Source organism: Polaromonas sp. LjRoot131 (genome assembly GCF_964252805.1).
Taxonomy (GTDB): Bacteria; Pseudomonadota; Gammaproteobacteria; order Burkholderiales; family Burkholderiaceae_C; genus Polaromonas.
In genome coordinates this window covers 313,279-335,031 of sequence record NZ_CAXUPF020000005.1, presented here as the reverse complement: position 1 = coordinate 335,031, position 21,753 = coordinate 313,279, and the positions used below count along the sequence as shown (strand labels likewise).

12 protein-coding genes are annotated in these 21,753 nt (G+C 62.8%); all 12 read left to right on the top strand.

Going from position 1 to position 21,753, the window contains the following annotated elements; all coding sequences use genetic code 11:
* Positions 1-7 precede the first annotated feature (7 nt).
* The 12 genes from ACSQ27_RS21775 to ACSQ27_RS21720 all read left to right on the top strand — a co-directional run bounded on the left by ACSQ27_RS21775 (position 8) and on the right by ACSQ27_RS21720 (position 21,610).
* Complete coding sequence (locus tag ACSQ27_RS21775; RefSeq protein ID WP_436157577.1) at positions 8-1,708, top strand: NAD+ synthase; 1,701 nt, start codon at positions 8-10, stop codon at positions 1,706-1,708.
* A gap of 15 nt (positions 1,709-1,723) precedes the next feature.
* Positions 1,724-2,785 (top strand): NUDIX domain-containing protein, encoded by a 1,062-nt coding sequence (locus tag ACSQ27_RS21770; protein WP_436157576.1) that lies wholly within the window; start codon positions 1,724-1,726, stop codon positions 2,783-2,785.
* Positions 2,786-2,803: 18 nt separating this feature from the next.
* Complete coding sequence (locus tag ACSQ27_RS21765) at positions 2,804-3,283, top strand: nucleoside 2-deoxyribosyltransferase domain-containing protein (RefSeq protein WP_436157575.1); 480 nt, start codon at positions 2,804-2,806, stop codon at positions 3,281-3,283.
* 343 nt (positions 3,284-3,626) lie between these two features.
* The gene (locus ACSQ27_RS21760; RefSeq protein ID WP_436157574.1) at positions 3,627-5,315 is read left to right on the top strand and encodes a ShlB/FhaC/HecB family hemolysin secretion/activation protein; all 1,689 of its coding nucleotides are present in this window, start codon (positions 3,627-3,629) and stop codon (positions 5,313-5,315) included.
* A gap of 43 nt (positions 5,316-5,358) precedes the next feature.
* Positions 5,359-13,314: a hemagglutinin repeat-containing protein gene (locus tag ACSQ27_RS21755; protein WP_436157573.1), complete on the top strand. Its 7,956-nt coding sequence runs from the start codon at positions 5,359-5,361 to the stop codon at positions 13,312-13,314.
* A 5-nt stretch (positions 13,315-13,319) separates the two neighbouring features.
* On the top strand, positions 13,320-13,754 hold the full coding sequence (locus ACSQ27_RS21750) for a hypothetical protein (RefSeq protein ID WP_436157572.1): 435 nt from the start codon (positions 13,320-13,322) through the stop codon (positions 13,752-13,754).
* A gap of 226 nt (positions 13,755-13,980) precedes the next feature.
* Positions 13,981-14,547, top strand: coding sequence for a hypothetical protein (locus tag ACSQ27_RS21745; RefSeq protein ID WP_436157571.1), 567 nt, complete (start codon positions 13,981-13,983; stop codon positions 14,545-14,547).
* 453 nt (positions 14,548-15,000) lie between these two features.
* Positions 15,001-16,944, top strand: coding sequence for a hypothetical protein (locus ACSQ27_RS21740; RefSeq protein ID WP_436157570.1), 1,944 nt, complete (start codon positions 15,001-15,003; stop codon positions 16,942-16,944).
* A gap of 44 nt (positions 16,945-16,988) precedes the next feature.
* Entirely contained in the window at positions 16,989-18,230 is a 1,242-nt protein-coding gene (locus ACSQ27_RS21735) for an ABC transporter substrate-binding protein (RefSeq protein WP_436157569.1), read from the top strand.
* A 402-nt stretch (positions 18,231-18,632) separates the two neighbouring features.
* Positions 18,633-19,136, top strand: a complete 504-nt coding sequence (locus ACSQ27_RS21730) for a hypothetical protein (protein ID WP_436157568.1) — start codon at positions 18,633-18,635, stop codon at positions 19,134-19,136.
* Between the two features lie 441 nt (positions 19,137-19,577).
* Positions 19,578-20,513: a 4-hydroxyproline epimerase gene (locus tag ACSQ27_RS21725; protein ID WP_436157646.1), complete on the top strand. Its 936-nt coding sequence runs from the start codon at positions 19,578-19,580 to the stop codon at positions 20,511-20,513.
* Positions 20,510-21,610, top strand: coding sequence for an NAD(P)/FAD-dependent oxidoreductase (locus ACSQ27_RS21720; protein ID WP_436157567.1), 1,101 nt, complete (start codon positions 20,510-20,512; stop codon positions 21,608-21,610). Before ACSQ27_RS21725 ends, ACSQ27_RS21720 begins: the two co-directional genes overlap by 4 nt.
* Positions 21,611-21,753 lie beyond the last annotated feature (143 nt).

Genomic DNA, 21,753 nt, shown 5'->3' with positions numbered 1-21,753 from the left:
GGACCGCATGCTCAAAATCACCGCCGCCCAACTGAACTTCACCATAGGCGACCTCTCCGGCAACGTGGCCAAGATGGTCACGGCCGCCAGCAAGGCCTGGACCGACCAGTCCGACATCGTGGTCTTTTCCGAAATGTCGCTGACGGCCTATTACCCCGGCGACATGCTTGAAGAAGAGGGTTTTATGGAGCGCGTCGATGAGGCGCTGCAAGACCTGCTGCTGGCCTCCCGCCAGATCCCGAACCTTTACTGGGTGATAGGCCTGCCCGCGCGCCGCGAAGCGCCGGGCAAGAAGCTGCGCAACTCGCTGTGCGTGATCAAGGGCGGCGAAGTGCTGCTCGAATATGCCAAGCAGCTGCTGCCCACCTACAACATCTTCGACGAGCGCCGGCACTTCGAGCCCGGGCAGGACGTCGCCAAAGTCCTGCGCATACGCGACGCCAAGGTGGGCGTGCTGATCTGCGAAGACGGCTGGAACGACGAGGGCCTGGACTATGCGATCAACCCCTTCGACCGCATGCGCGACGCCGCGCCCGACCTGGTGATCTCCATCAACGCCAGCCCGTCCAACATCGGCAAGCGCGAACAGCGCCACCAGATCTTCGGCGCCGCCAGCAAACGCAACCAGTTGCCCATCCTCTACGTCAACCAGGTGGGCGGGCATGACCAGCTTGTTTATGACGGCGCGTCCTTCGCGGTGGAGCCGCAGGCCGGCGTGGTGTTTGAGGCTGAACGTTTCGCTGAAGACGTAACGACATTGCGCTTCGAGAACGGCCGCTTTCTGACGCTGGCCGGGGATGAGCCCGTAGCCGTCCCTGCCGAGGGGCTGCCGACCATGGAGTTCTACCGGCGCCAGATCGTGCTCGGCCTGCAGGACTATGCGCGCCGCTGCGGTTTCAGCCGCGCGGTGATCGGCTCGTCGGGCGGCATTGATTCGGCCTTGACGCTGGCGCTCGCCGCCGAAGCGCTGGGCCCCGCCAATGTGACCGCCATCACCATGCCATCGCGCTTCTCGTCGGCCGGCTCGGTCGATGATTCTGAAATCCTGTGCCGTAACCTGGGGGTGGAATTACTCCGCCACCCGATCGCCGACATCGTGAACGAATTTTCCGGTGGCTTTGAAACCGCCTTCGGCCAGCCGCTGTACGGCATCGCGCTGGAGAACCTGCAGGCGCGTGCGCGCGGCACCATCCTGATGGAATACTCGAACAGCTTCGGCCACCTGCTGCTGACCACGGGCAACAAGTCCGAGATCTCGGTGGGCTATTGCACGCTGTACGGAGACACCAACGGCGGCCTGGGCCTGATCGGAGACCTCTACAAAACCGAGGTGTTCGCCTTGTCGCGCTACCTCAATGAAGCTGCCGGCAAGGAAATCATTCCGCAGGCCATCGTTGACAAAGCACCGTCGGCGGAACTGGCACCCGACCAGAAGGACGTGGACAGCCTGCCGCCTTACCCGGTGCTCGACGAGGTGCTCAAGCTCTTGATTGAAGGCCGGCGTCTGGCCGGATGGGAGTACGAGAAAGCTTCCGCCTTCGTCGCGCAGCTGCGCCTGCAGCCCGAGAGCCTGGCGATGATTGAACGCATCAAGGGCATGATCGCCCGCAACGAATACAAGCGCCGTCAGGCACCCCCCATCATCCGTTTGCGCGCGCGGGCTTTCGGCTCCGGGCGCCAGATGCCGATTGCCGCCAAATTTAACTAGCTTGACCAGGCTCCCATGACATCAACTTCCAAACAGCACGAAGTCTCGGTCTATATCGGCCGTTTCCAGATCTTTCACAACGGACAGCTTGCGCTGCTGCGCCGCGCCCTGGAAGCGGCGTCGCTGTGCATCGTGGTGCTGGGCTCGGCTTACCAGGCACGCACGCCCAAGAACCCCTTCACCTGGCAGGAGCGGGCGGAAATGATCCGCCTGGCCTTGCCCGAGGCGGACAGGGACAGGGTCCGTTTCCTGCCGGTGCGTGACTACTATGACCAGGAGCGCTGGGTGTCGGCGGTCAAGCACGGCGTGGCGGAACTGGCCGGCGAAAAGGCTGGTACATCCCCTGTGCTCGTCGGGCATTTCAAGGACGCGACCAGCGAGTACCTGAAGAATTTCCCCGGCTGGACGCTCGATGCCGTTGAGTCGCAAGGCCGGATCGACGCCAGTGCATTGCGTGACGCCTACTTTGGCAATGCCGGTGCGGCGCTGGAACCGGCGCTCGCCGCCCTGGTGAGCCAGGCACCGGCCAGCACCGTTGCATTTCTTCGCACCTGGGCGGCCTTGCCTTACTTCCATGAACTCGCGCAGGAGTGGGAGAGCCTTCGGCAGGAAAAGGCCAAGTGGGCCGGCTCGCCCTATGCGCCGGTTTTTGTGACGGTGGATGCGGTCGTCAAATGCAGCGGCCGTGTGCTGCTGATCCAGCGCGGGCGTTCCCCCGGCAAGGGCTTGTATGCGGTACCGGGCGGGTTCATCGAGCAACGCGAAACCGTGTACCAGTCAGCCCTGCGCGAGCTCGAAGAAGAAACCCAACTGCGCTTGCTGGACGGTGACATGAAAAACGCCCTGAAAGCCGCCCATGTGTTTGACCACCCGGACCGCAGCCTGCGCGGCCGTGTGATCACGCATGCGCACTTTTTTGACCTCGGTTCGCGCAGCCTGCCGGAAGTGCAGGCGGCGGATGACGCGGCGGCGGTGGAGTGGGTTGCTATCGAGAAACTGGCCGCCATGGAGGATCGCTTCCACGACGATCACTTCCACATGCTGGATTTTTTCTTCTCGCTGACCGATCGCGTTTGAGCAGTGCCGCGCACGCTGATGCAGCTCATCCAGCCACCCACCCCTCTTTTCACCCCGTCTCTTGCCAAGGCGGTGTTCCTGGCCGGCTCCATCGACCTGGGGAAAAGCGTTGACTGGCAAGCGGAATTGGCCTTGTCTCTTGCGGACTGCCCAGGAATTTTGCTCAACCCTCGCCGGGCGCAGTGGGATTCAAGCTGGTTGGCGGAAGCCAGCTTTCCACCGTTTCGGGAGCAGATCGAATGGGAGCTGGCCGCGATGGAAGCGGCGGGAATGATCGTGTTTTTTTTCGCCCCGCAATCGCAAGCCCCTGTCACCTTGCTGGAGCTCGGCCTCGCGGCCCGGGGACGCAAGGCGGTTGTCTGCTGCCCGCCGGGTTACTGGCGCAAGGGAAACGTGGATGTCGTGTGTGAGCACTACAACGTTCCGATGGTTGGGTCGCTTGAAGACCTTGGCCGAGAAATTCGGGCTTATCTGTCTTCGGCTCACGCGTTGGAGTAACTGTCTCCATCAACGCTCGACGCTGGGCCGTCAATCGACCGCTCTCGCATCAGGGGCAGCGACGTCCGGTTTGATAGGGCTCTAATGATTCGCGGCGGTATCGGCCCAAAAACCAACACTTGAGAGCTCTCTCAAGTAACAGTTCTTACATTTCGCCGCTTCAAATTTAAACTCTTGGTTACATCAGGCACACGGCCTGGCGATAACAACAATGGAATCAGGGAGTGCGTGATTGGCCAAGCCACACGATGACTTGGGTGTATCACTCGGGGCGGTGCCAGCGTGCACCAAAAAATCTGCAAAACCAGCGAACCGCGCCCGCAAGGTCTGCGTCGGCGTGGCCATGGCCATGCTGGCCGGCCATGTCTGGGCCCAACCGGCGCCGCTCACCAGCACCGAACAGGAGCAGCGCCGCGCCCAGGAACGGGAAACGCAAATCCGTGAACAGCAGGAGCACGGCCGGGATGTCCGGCTGCCGGCTCCGGTCAGCATCGCGGCCGAACGCCTGCCGGCGGGCGAGTCTCCCTGCTTTCGAATCACCCACCTCCAGCTGCAAACCCCTGTCGCAAAAGACCTGATTCGCTTTACCTGGCTGACCCAGGCCCTGGCCGGCAGCACGGGGGATGATGAGCCCGCCGGCAAATGCCTGGGTGCAAGAGCCATGGATGTGCTGCTCAAACGCGCCAACGACGCCGTGATTGCCAAAGGCTTTGTGACCAGCCGGGTGCTGATACCGCCGCAGGACTTGAGCTCGGGCACGCTGCTGCTGGCTGTTCTGCCCGGCCGCATTCATGCCATTCGTTTTGCCGAGCCCGTTGACCCGCGCGCGACGGCCTGGAACGCCGTTCCGGCCAAACCCGGCGATATCCTGAACGTGCGCGACCTCGAACAGGCGCTTGAAAACTTCCAGCGTGTACCCACAGCCCAAGCCGATTTCAAGATCGCGCCCGCCTCAGGCGACAACGTGGAGCCGGACCAGAACGACGTGGTCATCAACTACAAGCAGGGCTTTCCGTTCCGCTTGTCCCTGTCGGCTGACGACAGCGGCACCAAAGGCACCGGCAAGTACCAGGGCGGCGTGACCCTCAGCTACGACAACTGGTGGACGCTCAATGACCTGTTCTATGCCACCTTCAACCATGACATGGGCGGCGGGGAAGCGGGCGAACGCGGCACGCGCGCCGGGGTGCTGCACTATTCGCTGCCCTGGGGCTACTGGACCCTGGGCGTCACCGCCAGCAAGAGCCGCTACTTCCAGACGGTCGCGGGCCTGAACGGCGACATCGTCTACAGAGGCACCAGCGACAACGCCGAAGTCAAGCTCTCGCGCCTGGTCTACCGTGATGCCAGCCGCAAGACCACCCTCAGTTTCAAGGGCTGGCAGCGCAAATCCAACAACTTCATTGACGATACCGAAATCGTCAACCAACGCCGCGTGGTCGGTGGTTGGGAGTCTGGTGTGGGCCACAAGGAATTCATCGGCAATGCCACGCTGGAAGGCAACCTGGCCTACAAACGCGGCACCGGCGCTTTTGGTTCCCAGCCGGCGCCGGAGGAGGCCTTCGGCGAAGGGACTTCCCGCTTTGCACTGGTCACCGCCGATGCCAACCTGAGCTGGCCGTTCAAGATCGCCGATCAGAAGCTGCGTTACACCGGCAGCTGGCGCTGGCAGCAGAACCGCACGCCCTTGACGCCGCAAGACCGCTTTGCCATTGGCGGGCGCTATACCGTGCGCGGCTTTGACGGTGAAAGCAGCCTTTCGGCCGAGCGTGGCTGGTTGATCCGCAACGAGGTCAGCGCCGCACTGGGCGATTCGGGCCAGGAAATCTACCTTGGCCTGGACCATGGTGAAGTCAGTGGCCCCAGCAGCGAATTTCTGGTGGGCAAGCGCCTCACCGGCATGGTCATCGGGCTGCGCGGCAGTGTCAAGAGCCTGCAGTACGAGCTGTTTGCCGGCGCGCCTGTGCGCAAACCCGAGTTTTATCGCACCGCCAGCACCACGGTCGGTTTCAACCTGAACTACAGCTTCTAACCGGGCATCGCCAGTTCCCCAGTTTCCCCTATCGAGCAGCCACATGAACAAGAATCTTTACCGCATTGTCTTTAACGCCGAGCGTGGCCAATTGATGGCGGTGGCGGAAACTGCCACGGCGCAGGGTAAAGGTGCCGATGGCGAGCGGAGTTCACCGCTTTTGCGCTCGGTGACGACCGCTGTGTTGAACACGGGACTGACTGCCTGCGCGTTCGCGGCCAGTGCGCTCTTCGCGATGGCGCAGGCTCAGATTGTTGCCGACCCGGGCGCCCCGGGCAGTCAGCGTCCCACCCTGCAGGCCGCACCCAACGGCGTGCCCCTGGTGAACATCACCGCACCCTCGGCCGCCGGTGTCAGCCGCAACAACTACACCCAGTTTGATGTCAATCCACAGGGTGCCATCCTCAACAACAGCCGCGCCAATGTACAAACCCAATTGGGGGGCTGGGTGCCGGCCAACGCCGCGCTGGCCGGCGGCAGCGCCCGCGTCATTCTGAACGAGGTGAATTCCGTCAATCCGAGCCAGTTGCGCGGTTACGTCGAAGTCGCCGGCCAGCGTGCCGACGTCGTCATTTCCAACCCGGCCGGTATTAGCGTCAATGGCGGTGGCTTTATCAACGCGGACAGGGTGACGCTGACCACGGGCGTGCCGGTGATCAACGGCGCCAATGGCGGCAGCCTGGACAGCTTCCGCGTGCAGCGCGGCACCGTGGTGGTCGAAGGCCTGGGCCTGGACACCCGCACGGCCAGCTACACCGACATCCTGGCGCGCGCCGTTCAGGTCAACGCCGGCATCTGGGCCCAGCAGCTCAACGTCACTACCGGCGCCAACGAGGTCAATGCGGCCAACCCCAGCGTTGCGACGCCGATGGCCGGCACCGGCGCGGCACCTGCCTTTATGCTGGATATCGCCGCGCTGGGCGGCATGTATGCCGGGAAAATCTACCTGGTCGGCACCGAAGCCGGGCTGGGCACGCGCAATGCCGGTGCCGTGAGGGCCACCGGGGGCGACTTCGTGATGCAGTCCAACGGCTGGCTGAGCAACCAGGGCGTTCTGCAAGCGGCAGGCAATGCGCAGATCACAACGGCAGGAACGGTCACCAACAACGCGACGGTTTATGCCAACGGCAACACCTCCATCAACGCCCAGGGTGGTATCAGCAACACGGGAATCCTTGCCGCGCAAGGCAACACGACCTTGCAGGCCACCGGCGCAGGCGCGCAGATCACGTCGGCCGCGGGCTCCGTGCTGGCGGCAGGCCTCAATCCCGATGGCAGCCTCGGCGCCACGGGTGACCTGAATGTGACGGCTCAAGCTGCGGTGGTCCTGAAGGGGCAGAACGTGGCAGGCGGCAACGCCGGCATCTCGGCCAGCCAGATTGACCTGGCAGACGCCCAGGTCCAGTCGCAAAACCTCAGCCTCGCAGCCACCGCAGGCAACATCGACGCCAGCCGGGCCACGGTGTCCGCCACCGGCACGCTGACGGCGACCACCGCGCAAACGCTGCGCACCGACAGTGCCCGGGTATCCGCCGGCCGGCTCAACATCACGGCGCAGGACCTCTCCAACATCGGCGGCCAGATCACCCAGACCGGTACCGGCAACGGCAGCATTAGCGCCAGCGGCTCCCTCAACAACACCGACGGCAAGATCATCAGCAACGGCAGCGTCACCCTCAGCGCTCCCGTGCTCAACAACACCCGGGGCCAGATCACGGCCGTGCACAACGCCAACGTCACGGCTGCCACCCAGCTGAACAACACCGACGGCCGGATCGCCGCCGGCCAGCACCTGGCGGTGGCCGGCGGAAACATCAGCAACCTCGGTACCGGCCGCCTCGAAGGCAACACTGCCAGCGTGACCGCCTCGCAAAACCTCGTCAACGGCAGCAAGATCATCGCCACCGGCCAGCTGGATGTTGCCGCCACCGGCACCCTGGACAACACCGGCCAGATCGCCGGTGCGCAAACCACCGTGCAGGCCGCCACGCTCAACAACCAGGCCAGCGGCCGCATTGAGGGCAATGCGCTGACGGTAACGGCAAACACCGTCAACAACAACGGCGGCGGGATGGTGGGCGACACCGTGACGGTCAACGCTACTACTCTGAACAACCAGGGCGCCAGCGCCTTGATCGCCGGCACCAGCAAGGTCAAGCTGTATGTCAGCAACACGCTGAACAACACCGGCGGCGCCAGCATCTACAGCCTGGGCGACATGGAGATTGCCGCCAGCAGCAGCAAAGACGCCTATGGCACTTTGCTCAACCGCACGACGCTGGTCAACAACAACACATCATTGCTGCAGGCCGACGGCGACATGCAGATTGCCGCCGAAACACTGGTCAACACCCGCGCCGCGCCGCAAGTCACCACGACCACCAGCAGCAGCACGAAGACCCTGGTCAAGCGCAACGGCTACTGGATGTGCGAATACGGCAACTACATCGACAACTTTGCCGGCTTCTGCGCGGCCGGTTATGCCGACCTCAGCTGGTACGACCCCACCATCCATATCAACCCCCTGGCCGAGAAGCCCGGCATGTTCATAGGCGGCTGGATGGTGGAGACCGAACGCACCACCACCACGACCGTGACCGACACGCAGCTTCAAGGCGTGCTGCAGCCCGAGCCCAAGATACTGGTCGGCAACAACCTCGTCTTGCGTAACGTCGGCAACCTGCGCAACGAATACGGCAGCATCATGGCCGGCGGCAATGTGACGATAGGCAATGCGGATCCGCTGGGAAGTTACCAGACCGCCAGCGTCACCAATACCGGCGCCGTACTCAACCGCGATACCCTGGTCGACGAGTACTCCGTCTTTCGCTGGAATCGCAACTTTGGCGCCGCCACCACCCAGAGCCTGGCGCCCCAGGCCAGCACCGCCGTCATAGGTCGGGTCGGCGGCACGATGAGCGCAGGAGGTACTTTTGCGATCTACGCCGGCTCGGTGCTCAACACCAATGCCTTGCCGGGCCAATCCAATGCGAGCGGCGCGGCCACACCGGGGCCGGCCGGAACAGCATTTATCTTGCCGTCCCTGGCTTCGCTCTCCGCCGCGGCGGGTGTTGTCCCTGGCCTTCCGGGTGCTTTGACGATTCCGCCACCGCGCAACCCCAGCCAGACCTACCTGATTGAAAGCGACCCGCGCTTCACCAGCTACCGGCAGTGGCTGTCGAGCGACTACATGCTCAGCGCCTTGAGCTACGACCCGGCCAGCCTCCAGAAGCGGCTGGGTGATGGCTTCTTTGAACAAAAGCTGATCCGCGACCAGGTCGGCCAGCTCACGGGCCGCCGCTTCCTGGACGGCTACGCCAGCGAAGAAGCGCAATACCAGGCCCTGATGGCCAGCGCGATCACCGTGGCGCAGCAATGGAAGCTGCGACCCGGCATCGCGCTTACGGCCGAGCAGGTGGCCAACCTGACCAGCGACATGGTCTGGCTGGTCGAGCAGGATGTCATGTTTACCGACGGTCGGACCACCAAGGCTTTGGTGCCCGTGGTCTACCTGAGCCGGGTGCACACGGCTGACCTGAACCCCACTGGAGCCCTGATCTCCGGCAAGAGCGTCAGCATCACCGCCAAGGGTGACTTGACCAACAATGGCGCCCTGCGGGCCCAGGACAGCATCCTGCTGGCCGCCAACAAGGTCACCAATAAGCTGGGGCTGATCGACGCCAGCCGCGGCAGCACGACTGTCGTTTCCGACACCGACATCATCAACCGCTCGGGCATGATCAGCGGCAACAGCGTGCTGCTTTCCGCTGCCCGCGACATCCAGATCGATGCGGTCACACGTCAGTTCAGCGCCAGCCGCCAGACCGTGGCCGGCAACGTCAGCGGCAGCAACACCGAAGTCGGGCCCCAAGGCAGTGTTGTTTCCAGAGGCGATCTGGTCATCACCGCCGGTCGCGACATCAAGCTCGCCGGCGCGCTGGTAGCCGCGCAGGGCAATGCCAGCCTCAACGCGGGCGCCAACCTGGTGGTGGATACCGTGCAGACCCAGCAGAGCACGCAAGATGTGAGCGTCATGGGCCTGCGCCGCACACAGGGCACCACCAACCTGGGCAGCACTTTGCAAACTGGGGGCAGCCTGGCCTTGTCGTCAGGTGCAGACACCACCCTGCGCGCGGCCCAGATTGGCGTGGGTCAGGACTTGAGCGTCATCAGCGGCGGCAATCTCAACATCGTGGCTGCCACCGACACCACCCAGCTCGACGAAAACATGCGCGCCAAGGGGTATGTGCGCAACGACCACACCGCGCAGGAGCGCGTGGTCGGCAGCAACCTGCTGGCCGGCGGCAACGTCACGCTCGCAGCCCTGCAGACCGCGCCAGATGGAAGCAAGGGCAACATCACCGTGCAGGGCTCCAGCGTCAATGCCGTCACCGGCCAGCTCAACGTGGTGGCCGCCAACAACGTCAACATCGTGGAAGCGCGCGAGAAGGGCGAGTTCGATCTCTTTAACCAGACCAAGAGTAGCGGCTTTCTCAGCAGCAAGAGCCAGACGGGGCACGACACCGGCAACTCCAACGTGGCAATTGGCAGCAGTCTGAGCGGCAACGCCGTCAGCATCAGCGCCGGAAATAACCTCACGGTGCGCGGCAGCTCGGTGGTCGGTAATGGGCAGACCACGCTGGCGGCCGGCAACGACGTAACAATTGAGGCGGCCACCAGCACCGCCACCCGCAACAGCTTTCGTGAAGAAAAAAAGAGCGGCTTCTCGGGAAGCCTGATGGGCGGCATCAGCTACGGCAAGAGCGCGCAAGACCAGAACCAGAACCAGCAAATCGTCACGCAGTCCGGCAGCACCATCAGCGGTGGCAATGTTGTCGTGGTTGCCGGCCGCGACGCCAGCATCAATGCCAGTGCCGTCTTGGCTGATCGCGATGTCGCGGTCACCGCCGGCCGCAACATCAACGTGCTGGCCGCCACCAACATTGAGAATACACAGAACGATTCGCACAGCAGCTCTACGAGCATTGGCATCGCGCAGGGCCTTGGCCCGCGCTTTACGATGTTCGGCAAGACCAGCGCTGTGCAGGACGGAAGCGGCAGCAGCACGACCTCCGCGACCAGCTTGCTGAGCGCCAATACCGGCAACCTTACGCTGACAGCCGGCACCGACGCCCAATACAAGAACACCGGCCAAGGCAATCTCACGACGCAAGGCGCCGACCTGCTGGCCGGCGACACCATCAAGCTGAGTGCCAACAAGGTCGACCTGCAGGCCGCAGCCAACAGCAGCAGCAGCCAGTTCCACGCCGAAAGCAAAAGCCTGACCATAGGCAGCCAGCTCACAGGGGTGATCGGCAGCAAGATCACGCAGATCGCCGACTTGGCACAGCAGGCCCGCCAGGGTGACAACAGCCGGCTGCAAGGCGCCGCCGCGCTCAAGGCCGGCTACGACGCTTACAAACTGGCATCGGACCCATCGGCCCTAAATGTCGGTGGAATCAATGCGAGCGCGAAAGCGAGTGCCGACAAGGTCCAGCCGGGTGGCCCCAGCGATCCCGCAAACAGCGCTTTTGGGGTCAGTGTGAGCCTGGGCACCAGCAGCAGCAGCCAGGACAGCCGCCAGAGCAGGACCGAGCAGCGTGGCACCAACCTTCAGGCCCAGAACATCGATATCAAGGCCACCGAGAGCGATATCAATATGGTCGGCGCCAAGTTGCAGGCGCAAAACATCGCGCTCGACGCCGCGAAGGATGTCAAGCTGATCGCCGCACAGAATACTGCGGAAATTCAGAGCAAGAACAACTCAAGCTCGGCCGGCATTGGCGTGACATTCGGCTTCGGTGAACAAAGCGGCATCAGCTTCCAGATTGGTGCAAGCAACGGCAAAGGCCGCGCCGACGGCAGCGAAACCACCTATGACAACACCCAGATCTCTGCGACCAACAAGCTCAGCGTCAAGAGCGGCAACGACACCAGCCTGATCGGCGCGCAGCTCGCCGGCAAGACCGTGGAGATGGATGTCGGCGGCAAACTCAACATCGAGACACTGCAGGACAGCAGCAGCTACGAAAGCAAGCAGACCACTGGAGGCTTCGGCCTGAGCCTGTGCATCCCGCCGTTCTGCTACGGCACAACGGTCAGCGGCAATTTGAGCGCCAGCAAGCAGCAAGTCGACCACAACTACCTGAGCGCGGTCGGCCAGAGCGGCATTGCCGCGGGCACTGGCGGTTTTGACATCAAGGTGGCCGGCGCCACCGACCTCAAGGGCGCTGCCATCACCAGCGAAGCCGACAAGAGCAAGAACACCTTGAGCACCTCTTCGCTGACCTACAGCGACCTGCAGAACCGGCAGGACACCAGCGCCAGCAGCGAAAGCGCCAGCGTGAGCTTCAGCAGCGGCGCCAGCATGGCCTCCAACCTGGCGAGCAACCTCACCAACAACCTGCTCGCCAACGCCATGGGCAACACCGGCCTGCCCGAAAGTGGGAGCCAGAGCGGCGTGACGCAAAGCGTGATCAGCCCGGCGCAGGTGACCATCACGGGAGGAGACAAGCAAAGTGAAGAGAACGTTGCTACGCTGACAAGCCGCGACGCGTCAACAGCCAACGGCGCGCTGAAGAACACCCTGACCCTGCAACAGGCGCAAGAGTTGCAGGCCCAGCAGCAGAAGGCCAAAGAGAACGCCCAGGCTGCGCAATACATCGGTGCCGTTATCACGAACGCCATTGGTGACCTGGCAGAGAAGAACGAATGGCTGGAAGGCAGCTGGCAGAAGACCGTGCTGCATGGAATGGCCGGGGTGATACAGGCCAAGGTAGCGGGAACCAGCGCGCTGAGTGGCGCGGTTGCCGGTGCGTTGAATGAACAGCTAATCCCGCTGATGGAGGTATACCTGCTCGAGCAGGGCTATGTCAAGGGCAGTGCTGACTTCAATGCATTGATGACTGCGGGGTCGACCTTGGCGGGCGCGGCAATTGGAGCCGCCAGTATCGCTAATACGGCTACCGTTAATAACTATCTGAAGCATGATCAGTGGGCAAGTTACAGCAAGGAGCGAGCAGCATGCGTTAGTGATGACTGCAGACGAAAGATCGACGAAAAATACGCTCAGCTAAGCGCCTCACAAGATAATTTACTTGCTACATGCGATATCCGTGGAGATTGCGAAAAGCTTATCAAAGAACTGAATGCGGGAACGGCCGCACGAGACGCGCTGATCCAGCAGGGAAAACTACCGGAAGCTTTTGTTGCCGCAGTAAACCTACAGTGGCAGGCTCAGCAACTTGCGGTGAATCCGACTTTGCGTGCCGCTGCCACTCAAAGCATTATTGCCGAGGTTCTCTGTAAGACGAACCCGTCCGGGTGTACTAAGCAAGCCGCAATAGTCACGGCCGGATTATTGGCTATGGTTGTAGGTGGCCCGATGGTGCCTGCTGTGTTGGAAGCGATGCCAGCCATCGCCTCGTCATTGGGTGTTTCCGTCTCCACTTGCGTGGCGAATTGGAGGGTATGTGCGACCCAGGTAACCCTCGCGACTGGCGACATGGCTGCTGCAGATGCCCTTGGGGGTTCCTCCGTTGTCGGATCGGCATGGGCGGGGTCCAGGCTAGCGGCATTGGCTGCGGAAGAGGCTGCGGCTCTAAAAGCTGGGAAACAGGATGTGGCCTATGTACTACATCAAATAGAGTTGGGAATTGATCCTGCAAAAGGGAAATATATAGTGGATGAGGCAATCACTGGCATTCGACTGGAAGGAGTGTTGGGAGCTAGACTCGAACGCGACCTAAGCGGTAATGGAGACTGGAGAGCAAAAAGCGGAGTCTTGTATGACGCCGCTAGTCCACCTCCAACAGCGTTCTTCAACGATGCTAGTTTTTCAAGTTGGAAAAGCTCAATGCAACGACATTTTCTCAAAGAGGGTGTGGTGGTCGTGGACGTGGTGCAGCGAGGATTAACGCAGCAGCAGGTAGCCTTGGTTCTTGACTATGTCAAGGCGCTACCGTCATCACAACAATCTCGTGTTTTAGTGCTTAGGTAAAAATCATGTCTTCATCGCTGCTGACTTATAGAAAAAAGTCTTTTTGGGTACATAACGCCATCGCCGAAGTCTGGTTCTATTCCTTCGTGCAAACAGCGCTGGCCGAACCGGCAATACCGGCTTGGCTTCGGGGCATGGTGGATGACATTAGCCCGGCACTTGACGCCGCCTGGATTGATGGGGTCGCGATGAATGCTTTCGACGATCACCTCACCTCGCCAGAGCGGCTTGAATTCTTCCTCCCCCTAATGATGAAGATCAATACTGCACTCCTTTCGAAAGCGAGCACCGGCCGGGTAGTTAGTGTTGATAAGTTTGATGCAGCCAGCGAGTTTTTGATCCCTGAGATACAGATGATTGAGACGCTGTTTTTGCGGCCAGAGAGCATTCATGAGCCCTGGAAGATATTCACCGTCCCGCGCGGTTGGTGCGTTGCTTAAGTAGCTGAGCTGACTGCGTAATGCAATCTTCTCAGGAAGCGGGAAAGTGGGCCTTAAGGAAGCAGTTTTGACTGAAGTGGAGAGACGATGGTTGGTCGGACAACCGCCAGATCTTCCGCACACCGCGGTGGTGTTGGGAGTTCGATCCTCTTCTACGAGGGAGGTTTATCGGAGGTGCGCCTCTCTTCTTCAGCAATGACTTCATAACAACCAAGAGAAAACGACAATGAAGAGAAAAATTAAGACCAATTTCAAAGGACTTCTGGTACTCGCATTGGTCGCGCTGCTCGCAGCCTGTACGACCTACCCCAAGCCCAGCTACAACTATGTAGCGGCATCGCCAGACGATCCGGAGATTGAGTTTCAATCCGAGTTTGGCGTCAATACCTATTTCATGGCAAAGCGAGAAAAGACGGCATCCAATCAATGTCGAGATTTCGACAGGGTCGCTTACTTACAGCGCCAGGATTCCTATCTTCGAGACAAAGATGACAAGAGCGTCTGGAAAATATCGGCACCGCCTGAGAAGGAGATCTTGATCTCCGGGGGCTGGGCAGTTCGTCCTGAATCTTCATCCATCAACTCCGGCGCATTGATTGCAACAACGTACTACCCGGGCTCCAGCTGCCCATCGATCACAAAATCCATCGTGCCGAAAGCGGGAGAGAAATACCTTGTCAAGTTAGAGTCGGCTGGCGCCAAAGCTTGCAAGTTGTCCATAAGCTTGAAGAATGGAAAGTCCGTCGAAAACAAGGATGTTCCGGGATGCGTGGGCGCGTACAGGTCTCGTTAATGCGGTCAGACGGCAGCATGAGATGCTGGACAACCGATTCATCAGCTATCAACCGGACAACAGGCCTATAACCAAAGTCCTGGATTCCGTTCTCAATCCACTGCCGCTTATTGGACTGAAGGTTCAACGCGATATCTGCGCACCAAAAGGCGCAGGGATTTGTGACATTAAGTTAGCGCACCGGTTCCAGGCAAAGCGCCACTCAAAGTCTTCCGATGTGGCTGCCTCCTGAAGCGCAGCCCGCGTTGAAGCCGCCATACGCCGCGCAAGGGTCGCATCATGATGACCCCGGCTCTTCTATTTATAGGAGGCGCCGCAGCACCTCACTCCCCTGACAAACGTCACAAACTGTTCAAGCCGGGCCGCAGCCTCTAAAGGCAGTATCAATCACCTTGTCAAAGCCATTAGCGAGGCGTATCTTGCAGTGCAAACACGCACCGCAGGGAGACAACGGTGATGAAGATGCTGAGCTTTCATGCCAGGTCGATTCGGGCCCATTTGTTCTGGACCTATGCCGCGCTGGTCACGGTATTGGTGGTGGCGCTGATGGCGCTGGCGGAGCTGGCAGCGAGCCGTATCGTGTTCGACGGCGCGCAACGCGAGCTGGAGCAGTTGGGCCGGCGCACGCAGGAGCAGCTGCTGCGTTTCCAGGAGCCGGCGCGGGCCTGGCTGGAGGCGACGTCCAACGACCCGCATGCGGGGCTTGAAGGCGACAACGACATTTCGGTGCTGCGCATGCAGATGTCGATGCAGCAACGCTATCCACAAATCGGCTCGCTGGTGTTCGGCTACCCGGACGGCAGTTTCCAGCAAAGCATGGTGCTGCGCACGGCGCGCGACCGGGCCTGGGCCAGGTCGCTGCCGGAGGCGCGTTTTGCGCTGCAGACCATACGCGTGGATGAGAAGCAGAAGCGGGTGGAGCAGTGGGTGTTCTACGACCAGCAGATGACGGCGATCGCGAGTGAGCGGCGGCCCTGGGGTGAGCGCTACGACCCGCGCGAGCGGCCCTGGTACCACGGGGCCAGCGACCTGAACCTGGGCACCTTCCAGGCAACCGATCCTTTTGTGCTGAAGGTGCCGGAGGAGTTCGGCATGGCGCTGTCGCGCCCGCTGAGCGGCCCACGCGGCGGTGTGGCGGCGGCGATGTTCACGGTCGGGGGTTTGTCGGATTTTTTGCATGCGCGGGGTGATGAAAGCCGGGCCGAGCTGATTTTGTTCGACGCGCAGGGTCGTGTCTGGGGATGGTCGCAGGCTGACAGGCTGCGCCGCTTGCTGGGTTCGGGCACGCCGCTCAGCCTGTCGGCCTTGAGCGACCCGCTGTACGGCTCGCTGCACAAGCTGGTGGAGCAGGGCGCGGCGCAGGACACGCCCATTCATTCTGTGGAAGGCGCGGGGGGCCAGCGCTTCGCGGCGGTGGTGATGCCGATGGAGGGCGTGTTCAGCCACAAGGCCTATGTGGCGCTGGTGTCGGACCAGAACCTTTTGCTGGCTGAGGTGCGGCGCATGCGCTGGATGCTGCTGGGGGTGGGCGTGGCCGGCTTGCTGCTGCTGATGCCCATGCTGTTCTGGATGGCGAATCGGCTGGCGACGCCTTTGAAGAACCTGGTGCGTTCGGCCAAGCACATCCGGGAGTTCGAGTTCGACAGCGACATCCCGCAGGACAGCGACATTTCCGAAGTGCGCCGCCTGCAGGAATCGCTGGCGCTGGCGCGCATCGCGCTGCAGGGTTTCTCGCGCTACGTGCCGCGGCCGCTGGTGAAGCACTTCATCGCCAACCGCCTGACGCCGCAGGCCGGTGTGGAGCAGCGCGAGCTGGCGGTGCTGTGCGCGGCGCTGGACGAACACCACGCGACGGCGGTGACCTGGTCGCCGCATGCCGAACATTATTTGCAGATCTTCGCTGTGGAGGTGGCGCAGGGCAAGGGCATGATGGACCGCTACGAGAGCTGCACGGCGGTGGCGTTGTGGAACACGCCGCTGAACGTCTCCAACCCGGCGGGTTATGCGTGCGAGGCGGCCTTGCGCGCGGTGGATGCCATGCAGGCGCTGGCCGAAGGGCTGGATGCGGCTGTGAAGCCGCCGTGCTTCGGCCTGGATTTCGGCAATGCCACGGTGGGCAACTTCGGCACCTGGGACCACCTGACCTTCACCGCGGTGGGCGCGCCGCTGGACAACGCGCGGGCGCTGGCGCGGCAGGCGAACGCGCTGGGCCTGAGCATCGCGGCCAGCCGATCGGTGGCGCTGGCGGCGGCGCGCTACTTTCGCTTCCGGCTGGCGGCAACAGTGCCGCTGGGCCCGCGCGGCGAGCTGCAGGAAGTGTATGAACTGGTGGAGCGGATCGCGCACGAGCCGGATACCAAACCGGGCCGGCTGGGTGCGGCGGTGGCTGAGGTATAGGCCTTGTCGCTGCGCTTGTTCTTCTGGGTGAAAGAGAGGTCTCCATGAACGGCGGATCATCGATGTTGACGCGCAGGCACTGGTTGCGCCGGGGCGCGGGCCTGGCCGCCTCGCTCGGGATTGCGGGCATAGCGGGCATGGCGCGCGCGCAGGCGGGCAGGCCCTTCACCATGTCTTACGGCTGGGTGCCTTGGGCGGCGGGGAATTCGCCGGTCACGCAGTACATGATAGGCAAGCGGCTGATTGAAAAACACGCGGCGGAGTTCGGCTACGACCTGACGGTGGACTACCGCGCTTATCCGGCGGCGGCGCCGCAGGTGGAGGCCCTGGCCGCGGGCCAACTCGACATGGCGATGTGGGGTAACACGCCGACGATACGCGCCATCGTGGCGCAGCATCCTTTCAGCCTGGTGTCGGTGGCGGAGGGGCGGCTGCGCTTTTTGTTGTGCACGCGCAAGGATTCGCCGATCCGCAATGTGCAGGACCTCAAGGGCAAGACGGTGGGCACGCTGATGGGCGCGGACCCGTACAACGCCTTCACGCAGATCCTGCGTTATGAGCTGGGCAACCCGGACCCGGCCGCCCACGGCATCCGCATGGTGCACATATCGACGCTGCCCGAGGCGGCGCAGGTGCCGGCCGGAACGGATGCGACGCTGGCCGTCTACCCGGCCTTTTTGAGGGCGCAGGCGACGGGCACGGTGGCGATCATGAATTCCTACGGTTATACCGAGGCGCATTACGACGGGCCGGAAGGCAAGGGCGCGGGCATCCTGCTGCCTTCGGTGAAGAACTCGCCTTTTTATCCGGACGGTTACTACCTGCACCGATCCTTTCGCATCGTGCACAACAGCCTGCTGGAAAAACACCCGAACCTCGTGCTGGCTTTTTTGATGGCGCAGCAGGAGGCCGTGGGTGTGCTCAGCGAGTCGGAGCCGGCGGCCGTGTCGCAGCTGGTGAAGTCCTACTGGGGACTGTCCCCGGCGGACGGCGCCAAGGTGGTCCGCGACGAGGTGGTGTTTCGCCGCGGCTGGGCCTGGTCGACCGAAGGCGACGCGCTGTCCCTGCTGGCGACGTCCAAGATGATTGCGGGCGCCAAGATCATCGCGGAGCCGCTGAGCTGGGCGCAGGTCAAGAGCGTGTTCGTCAGAACCGCGCCGCTGGTCAAGCAGGCCTATGACAGGCTGGGCGCGAAACCCGTGCTCGCGGAATTCCAGAGCGCCAAGGTCGGCGACCTGCGCGGCCTGCCCTCGTGGGAACTGGGGCGCTGGAAGGACCGGGTCTAGCGCCGGCCTGTTCGTTCACGGGGCGAAAAAAAGCCCCTGCAGCAGAGACCACTGCAGGGGCTTGAACTGCCTGATGGCAGCCTTGTCTGGGATGAGAACAAGGAACGCCAGAGCGTCACGGCCATTGTAAAAATCATGCCGCCCCCGGCAAGCCAGCAATGTATTTCTGCGGACAATTGTTGTTGATCAGCAGGGCAATTCCCGTTGAGGCATTTTTCACGCAAGGGCCTGCTCAGGCCGCGGCAAGGCATAAATAGAGGGATTTCCAGCAAGCTTTGCCCGTGCGCAGACAAAGTCGGCTTTACATCCCGGCGTTCTCGCAGACACTGCGGCGACGTTGTCGGGTGGTGCCGCTCATCTTCTGTGAAATCCGCACCGGCCTCGGCGAAGCAGAGGAGCCTTATGAGTGCCAGAGATTTTTTTGAATTCAATGCCTCGCACAGCGGAATTGGTGTTCGCGTGCTGTTGGTGGATTTCCATGAGCTCGCCGTCGAGGATTTTCGAAACCGCCTGAAAATGCCGTCCGCCTCCAGGCTGATCACGCGTGTGGACAGCACGGCGCTGACGGGCGCGTCCTGGGTGCTGGAGACTTTCCGGCATCGCGCGGTTTTTGTCGGCCTGCGCGAACGGCACACGCACGGCGAACGGGGCAAGGCCATGGATGCCTTCCTGGGGCAGCTGGCGGCGTTCCCCGCTACCCTGGTGATACCGGTCGTCAACCAGCGAATGGTCATCGACCATTTCCGCCACCACCTTTCCCGCGTCAGCCCGATGTACCTTGGCACTTCCTTTGTGCAGGAAGACCTGCTGCATATTCTGGGTGCATGTGCTTTCCCCAGGCCTGTTGTCCAGCGCGAGACAGCGCCGCCTCAGGCTTGCGACGAGGCGGGCCTCGCCAGGGTCTGAACGCACCCAGCCGGGCCGCAACCCCGGCGCGGCCTGCTGGTTTCCAGCATCGCCTGGCTTGAAGGAGGCTTCGCCAGGCGCGTCATCAAATCTGAAGCCCAGGCGCGGGGCGGCTGTGGCGGCCGCACGCTGCCGCGCGGCATTGCCGGCCGGCTACTTCCGGCGTTTCGCAAAATCGAACCCCCGCGCAAAATGGCGGCTTGGCAAGATGCTCAATACCCTATAAAGTCGATTTAAATATCTCATTGATATATTTATGTATCGTGGATTTAAATCCTTGCTTTGGGAATCGCTGCTACCCCTCCTCCTCCACCATCAGGCTTTTGTCTGGCCGCCGCCACTTTCCACGGCCGCTGCTGAAGCCTGGTACACCCGTCACTTCAGTGGGCTGAGGACGTAAGCTCATCCCTGAACTCTCTACAGGCTTGCAACATGAACAACATGAAACGAATCAAGGTCATTGACTCCCATACCGGCGGCGAACCCACCCGGCTGGTGGTAGATGGTTTTCCCGACCTGGGCGGCGGCGGCATGGCCGAGCGGCGCGAACTGCTGGCCCGGCAATACGACGACTGGCGGGCGGCCGCCGTGCTCGAGCCGCGCGGCAGCGACGTGGTGGTGGGGGCCTTGCTGTGCAAACCGGTGGACCCGGCCAGCGCCGCCGGCGTGATCTTCTTCAACAACACCGGCTACCTGGGCATGTGCGGCCACGGCACCATAGGGCTGGTGGCCTCGCTGGCCTACCTGGGCCGGATAGCGCCCGGCGCGCACCGCATCGAAACGCCGGTCGGCACGGTCACGGCCACGCTGCATGAGGACGGCTCCGTGAGCGTGCGCAATGTGCCCGCCTGGCGGCACCTGCACCAGGTCGCCGTGACCGTGCCGGGCCACGGCGTGGTGCGCGGCGACGTGGCCTGGGGCGGCAACTGGTTTTTCCTGGTGAGCGAACACGGCCAGCGCGTGGCCGGCGACAAGCTGGAGGCCTTGACCGCCTACAGCGTGTTGCTGCGCGAAGCACTCGCGGCACAAGGCATCACCGGCGCCGGCGGCGCGGAGATCGACCACATCGAGCTGTTCGCGGACGATGAGGGGGGCGCCGACAGCCGCAACTTCGTGCTGTGCCCCGGCAAGGCCTACGACCGCTCGCCTTGCGGCACCGGCACCAGCGCCAAGATCGCCTGCCTGGCCGCCGACGGCAAGCTCGCGCCCGGCGAGACCTGGTCCCAAGCCAGCATCATCGGCAGCCGCTTCGAGGCCAGCTATTCGCTGGAGGACGGAAAAGTCATTCCGACCTTGCGCGGGCGCGCCCACATGAGTGCCGAGGCGACCCTGCTGATCGAGGAAGACGATCCTTTCGCCTGGGGCATACGCCTGTGAATGCCGATGTGATCGTCATCGGCGCCGGCATCGTGGGCGCCGCGTGCGCACACGAGCTCGCGCGCTCGGGCCTCAGCGTGCTGGTGCTGGACGCGGGCCTGGGCGGCGCCACCCAGGCCGGCATGGGCCACCTGGTGGTGATGGACGACAACCCGGCGGAGCTGACGCTCAGCCATGAATCGCTGAAAATCTGGCACGACTGGGCGCCGCGCATGAATGCCGATTGCGCCTTCAGCACCTGCGGCACGCTGTGGCTGGCCGCCAACGATGCCGAAATGGCCGTTGCCGAAGACAAGCGGCGCGGCCTGCAGGCTCACGGCATTGCCTGCGAACTGCTGGACACCGGCGCGCTGGCCGCGGCGGAGCCGGTGTTGCGCACTGGCCTGGCCGGGGCGCTCAAGGTCAGCGGTGACAGTGTGGTGTATGCGCCCAGCGCCGCACGCTGGCTGCTCGCACAGGCACCGCGCGCCGTCGCTTTTGAGGCTGCGGAAGTTGCCTCCATCGAGGGCACGCGTGTGCGCCTGGCCGATGGCGGCTGGCGCAGCGCCGGTGCCGTGTTGCTGGCGGCGGGGATAGAGGCGCGCCGCCTGTGCCCCGACCTGCCGATCCGCCCCAAGAAAGGCCACCTTGCGATCACCGACCGTTACCCGGGCGCGGTGCACCACCAGCTGGTCGAGCTCGGTTACATCAGCAACGCCCACCACAATGACGGAACTTCGGTGGCCTTCAACGTGCAGCCGCGCCCGACCGGCCAGCTGCTGATAGGCTCATCGCGCCAGTTCGACACCACGGATCCGGCGGTGGAGGCGCCCATGCTCGCGCGCATGCTGGCCCGCGCGCTGGACTACCTGCCGGCGCTGGCCGGCCTCAACGCGGTACGCACCTGGACCGGGTTTCGCGCCGCCACGCCGGACGGCTTGCCCATCATCGGCCGCCATCCGCGGCAGCCCGGCCTGTGGCTGGCCGTCGGCCATGAAGGCCTGGGTGTCACCACGGCCCCGGCCACGGCACGGCTCCTGGCGGCACAGCTGACCGGCGCGGCCTTGCCGTTCGATGCCGCGCCTTTTGGCATACAGCGTTTTCCGGCGGCCGCATAGCTGCGGCGGCGGGCATTGCCGAAACAGGCTGTAACAGACCCGTTTGTTTCTGCTGCTAAGGCCCGGGGGATACCCTCGGTATCACGTTAGTTTTCAAAAAACCGCGGGAATTGCCTTCCTGCGGACAATGTTGCGCCCAATTG

Bases quoted from the DNA above. Each gene is read 5' to 3' on its own strand.
- ACSQ27_RS21750 (WP_436157572.1), top strand. From the start codon at position 13,320: ATGTCTTCATCGCTGCTGACTTATAGAAAAAAGTCTTTTTGGGTACAT.
- ACSQ27_RS21765 (WP_436157575.1), top strand. From the start codon at position 2,804: ATGCAGCTCATCCAGCCACCCACCCCTCTTTTCACCCCGTCTCTTGCC.
- ACSQ27_RS21760 (WP_436157574.1), top strand. From the start codon at position 3,627: ATGGCCATGCTGGCCGGCCATGTCTGGGCCCAACCGGCGCCGCTCACC.
- ACSQ27_RS21775 (WP_436157577.1), top strand. From the start codon at position 8: ATGCTCAAAATCACCGCCGCCCAACTGAACTTCACCATAGGCGACCTC.
- ACSQ27_RS21725 (WP_436157646.1), top strand. From the start codon at position 19,578: ATGAAACGAATCAAGGTCATTGACTCCCATACCGGCGGCGAACCCACC.
- ACSQ27_RS21730 (WP_436157568.1), top strand. From the start codon at position 18,633: ATGAGTGCCAGAGATTTTTTTGAATTCAATGCCTCGCACAGCGGAATT.
- ACSQ27_RS21745 (WP_436157571.1), top strand. From the start codon at position 13,981: ATGAAGAGAAAAATTAAGACCAATTTCAAAGGACTTCTGGTACTCGCA.
- ACSQ27_RS21770 (WP_436157576.1), top strand. From the start codon at position 1,724: ATGACATCAACTTCCAAACAGCACGAAGTCTCGGTCTATATCGGCCGT.
- ACSQ27_RS21755 (WP_436157573.1), top strand. From the start codon at position 5,359: ATGAACAAGAATCTTTACCGCATTGTCTTTAACGCCGAGCGTGGCCAA.
- ACSQ27_RS21735 (WP_436157569.1), top strand. From the start codon at position 16,989: ATGAACGGCGGATCATCGATGTTGACGCGCAGGCACTGGTTGCGCCGG.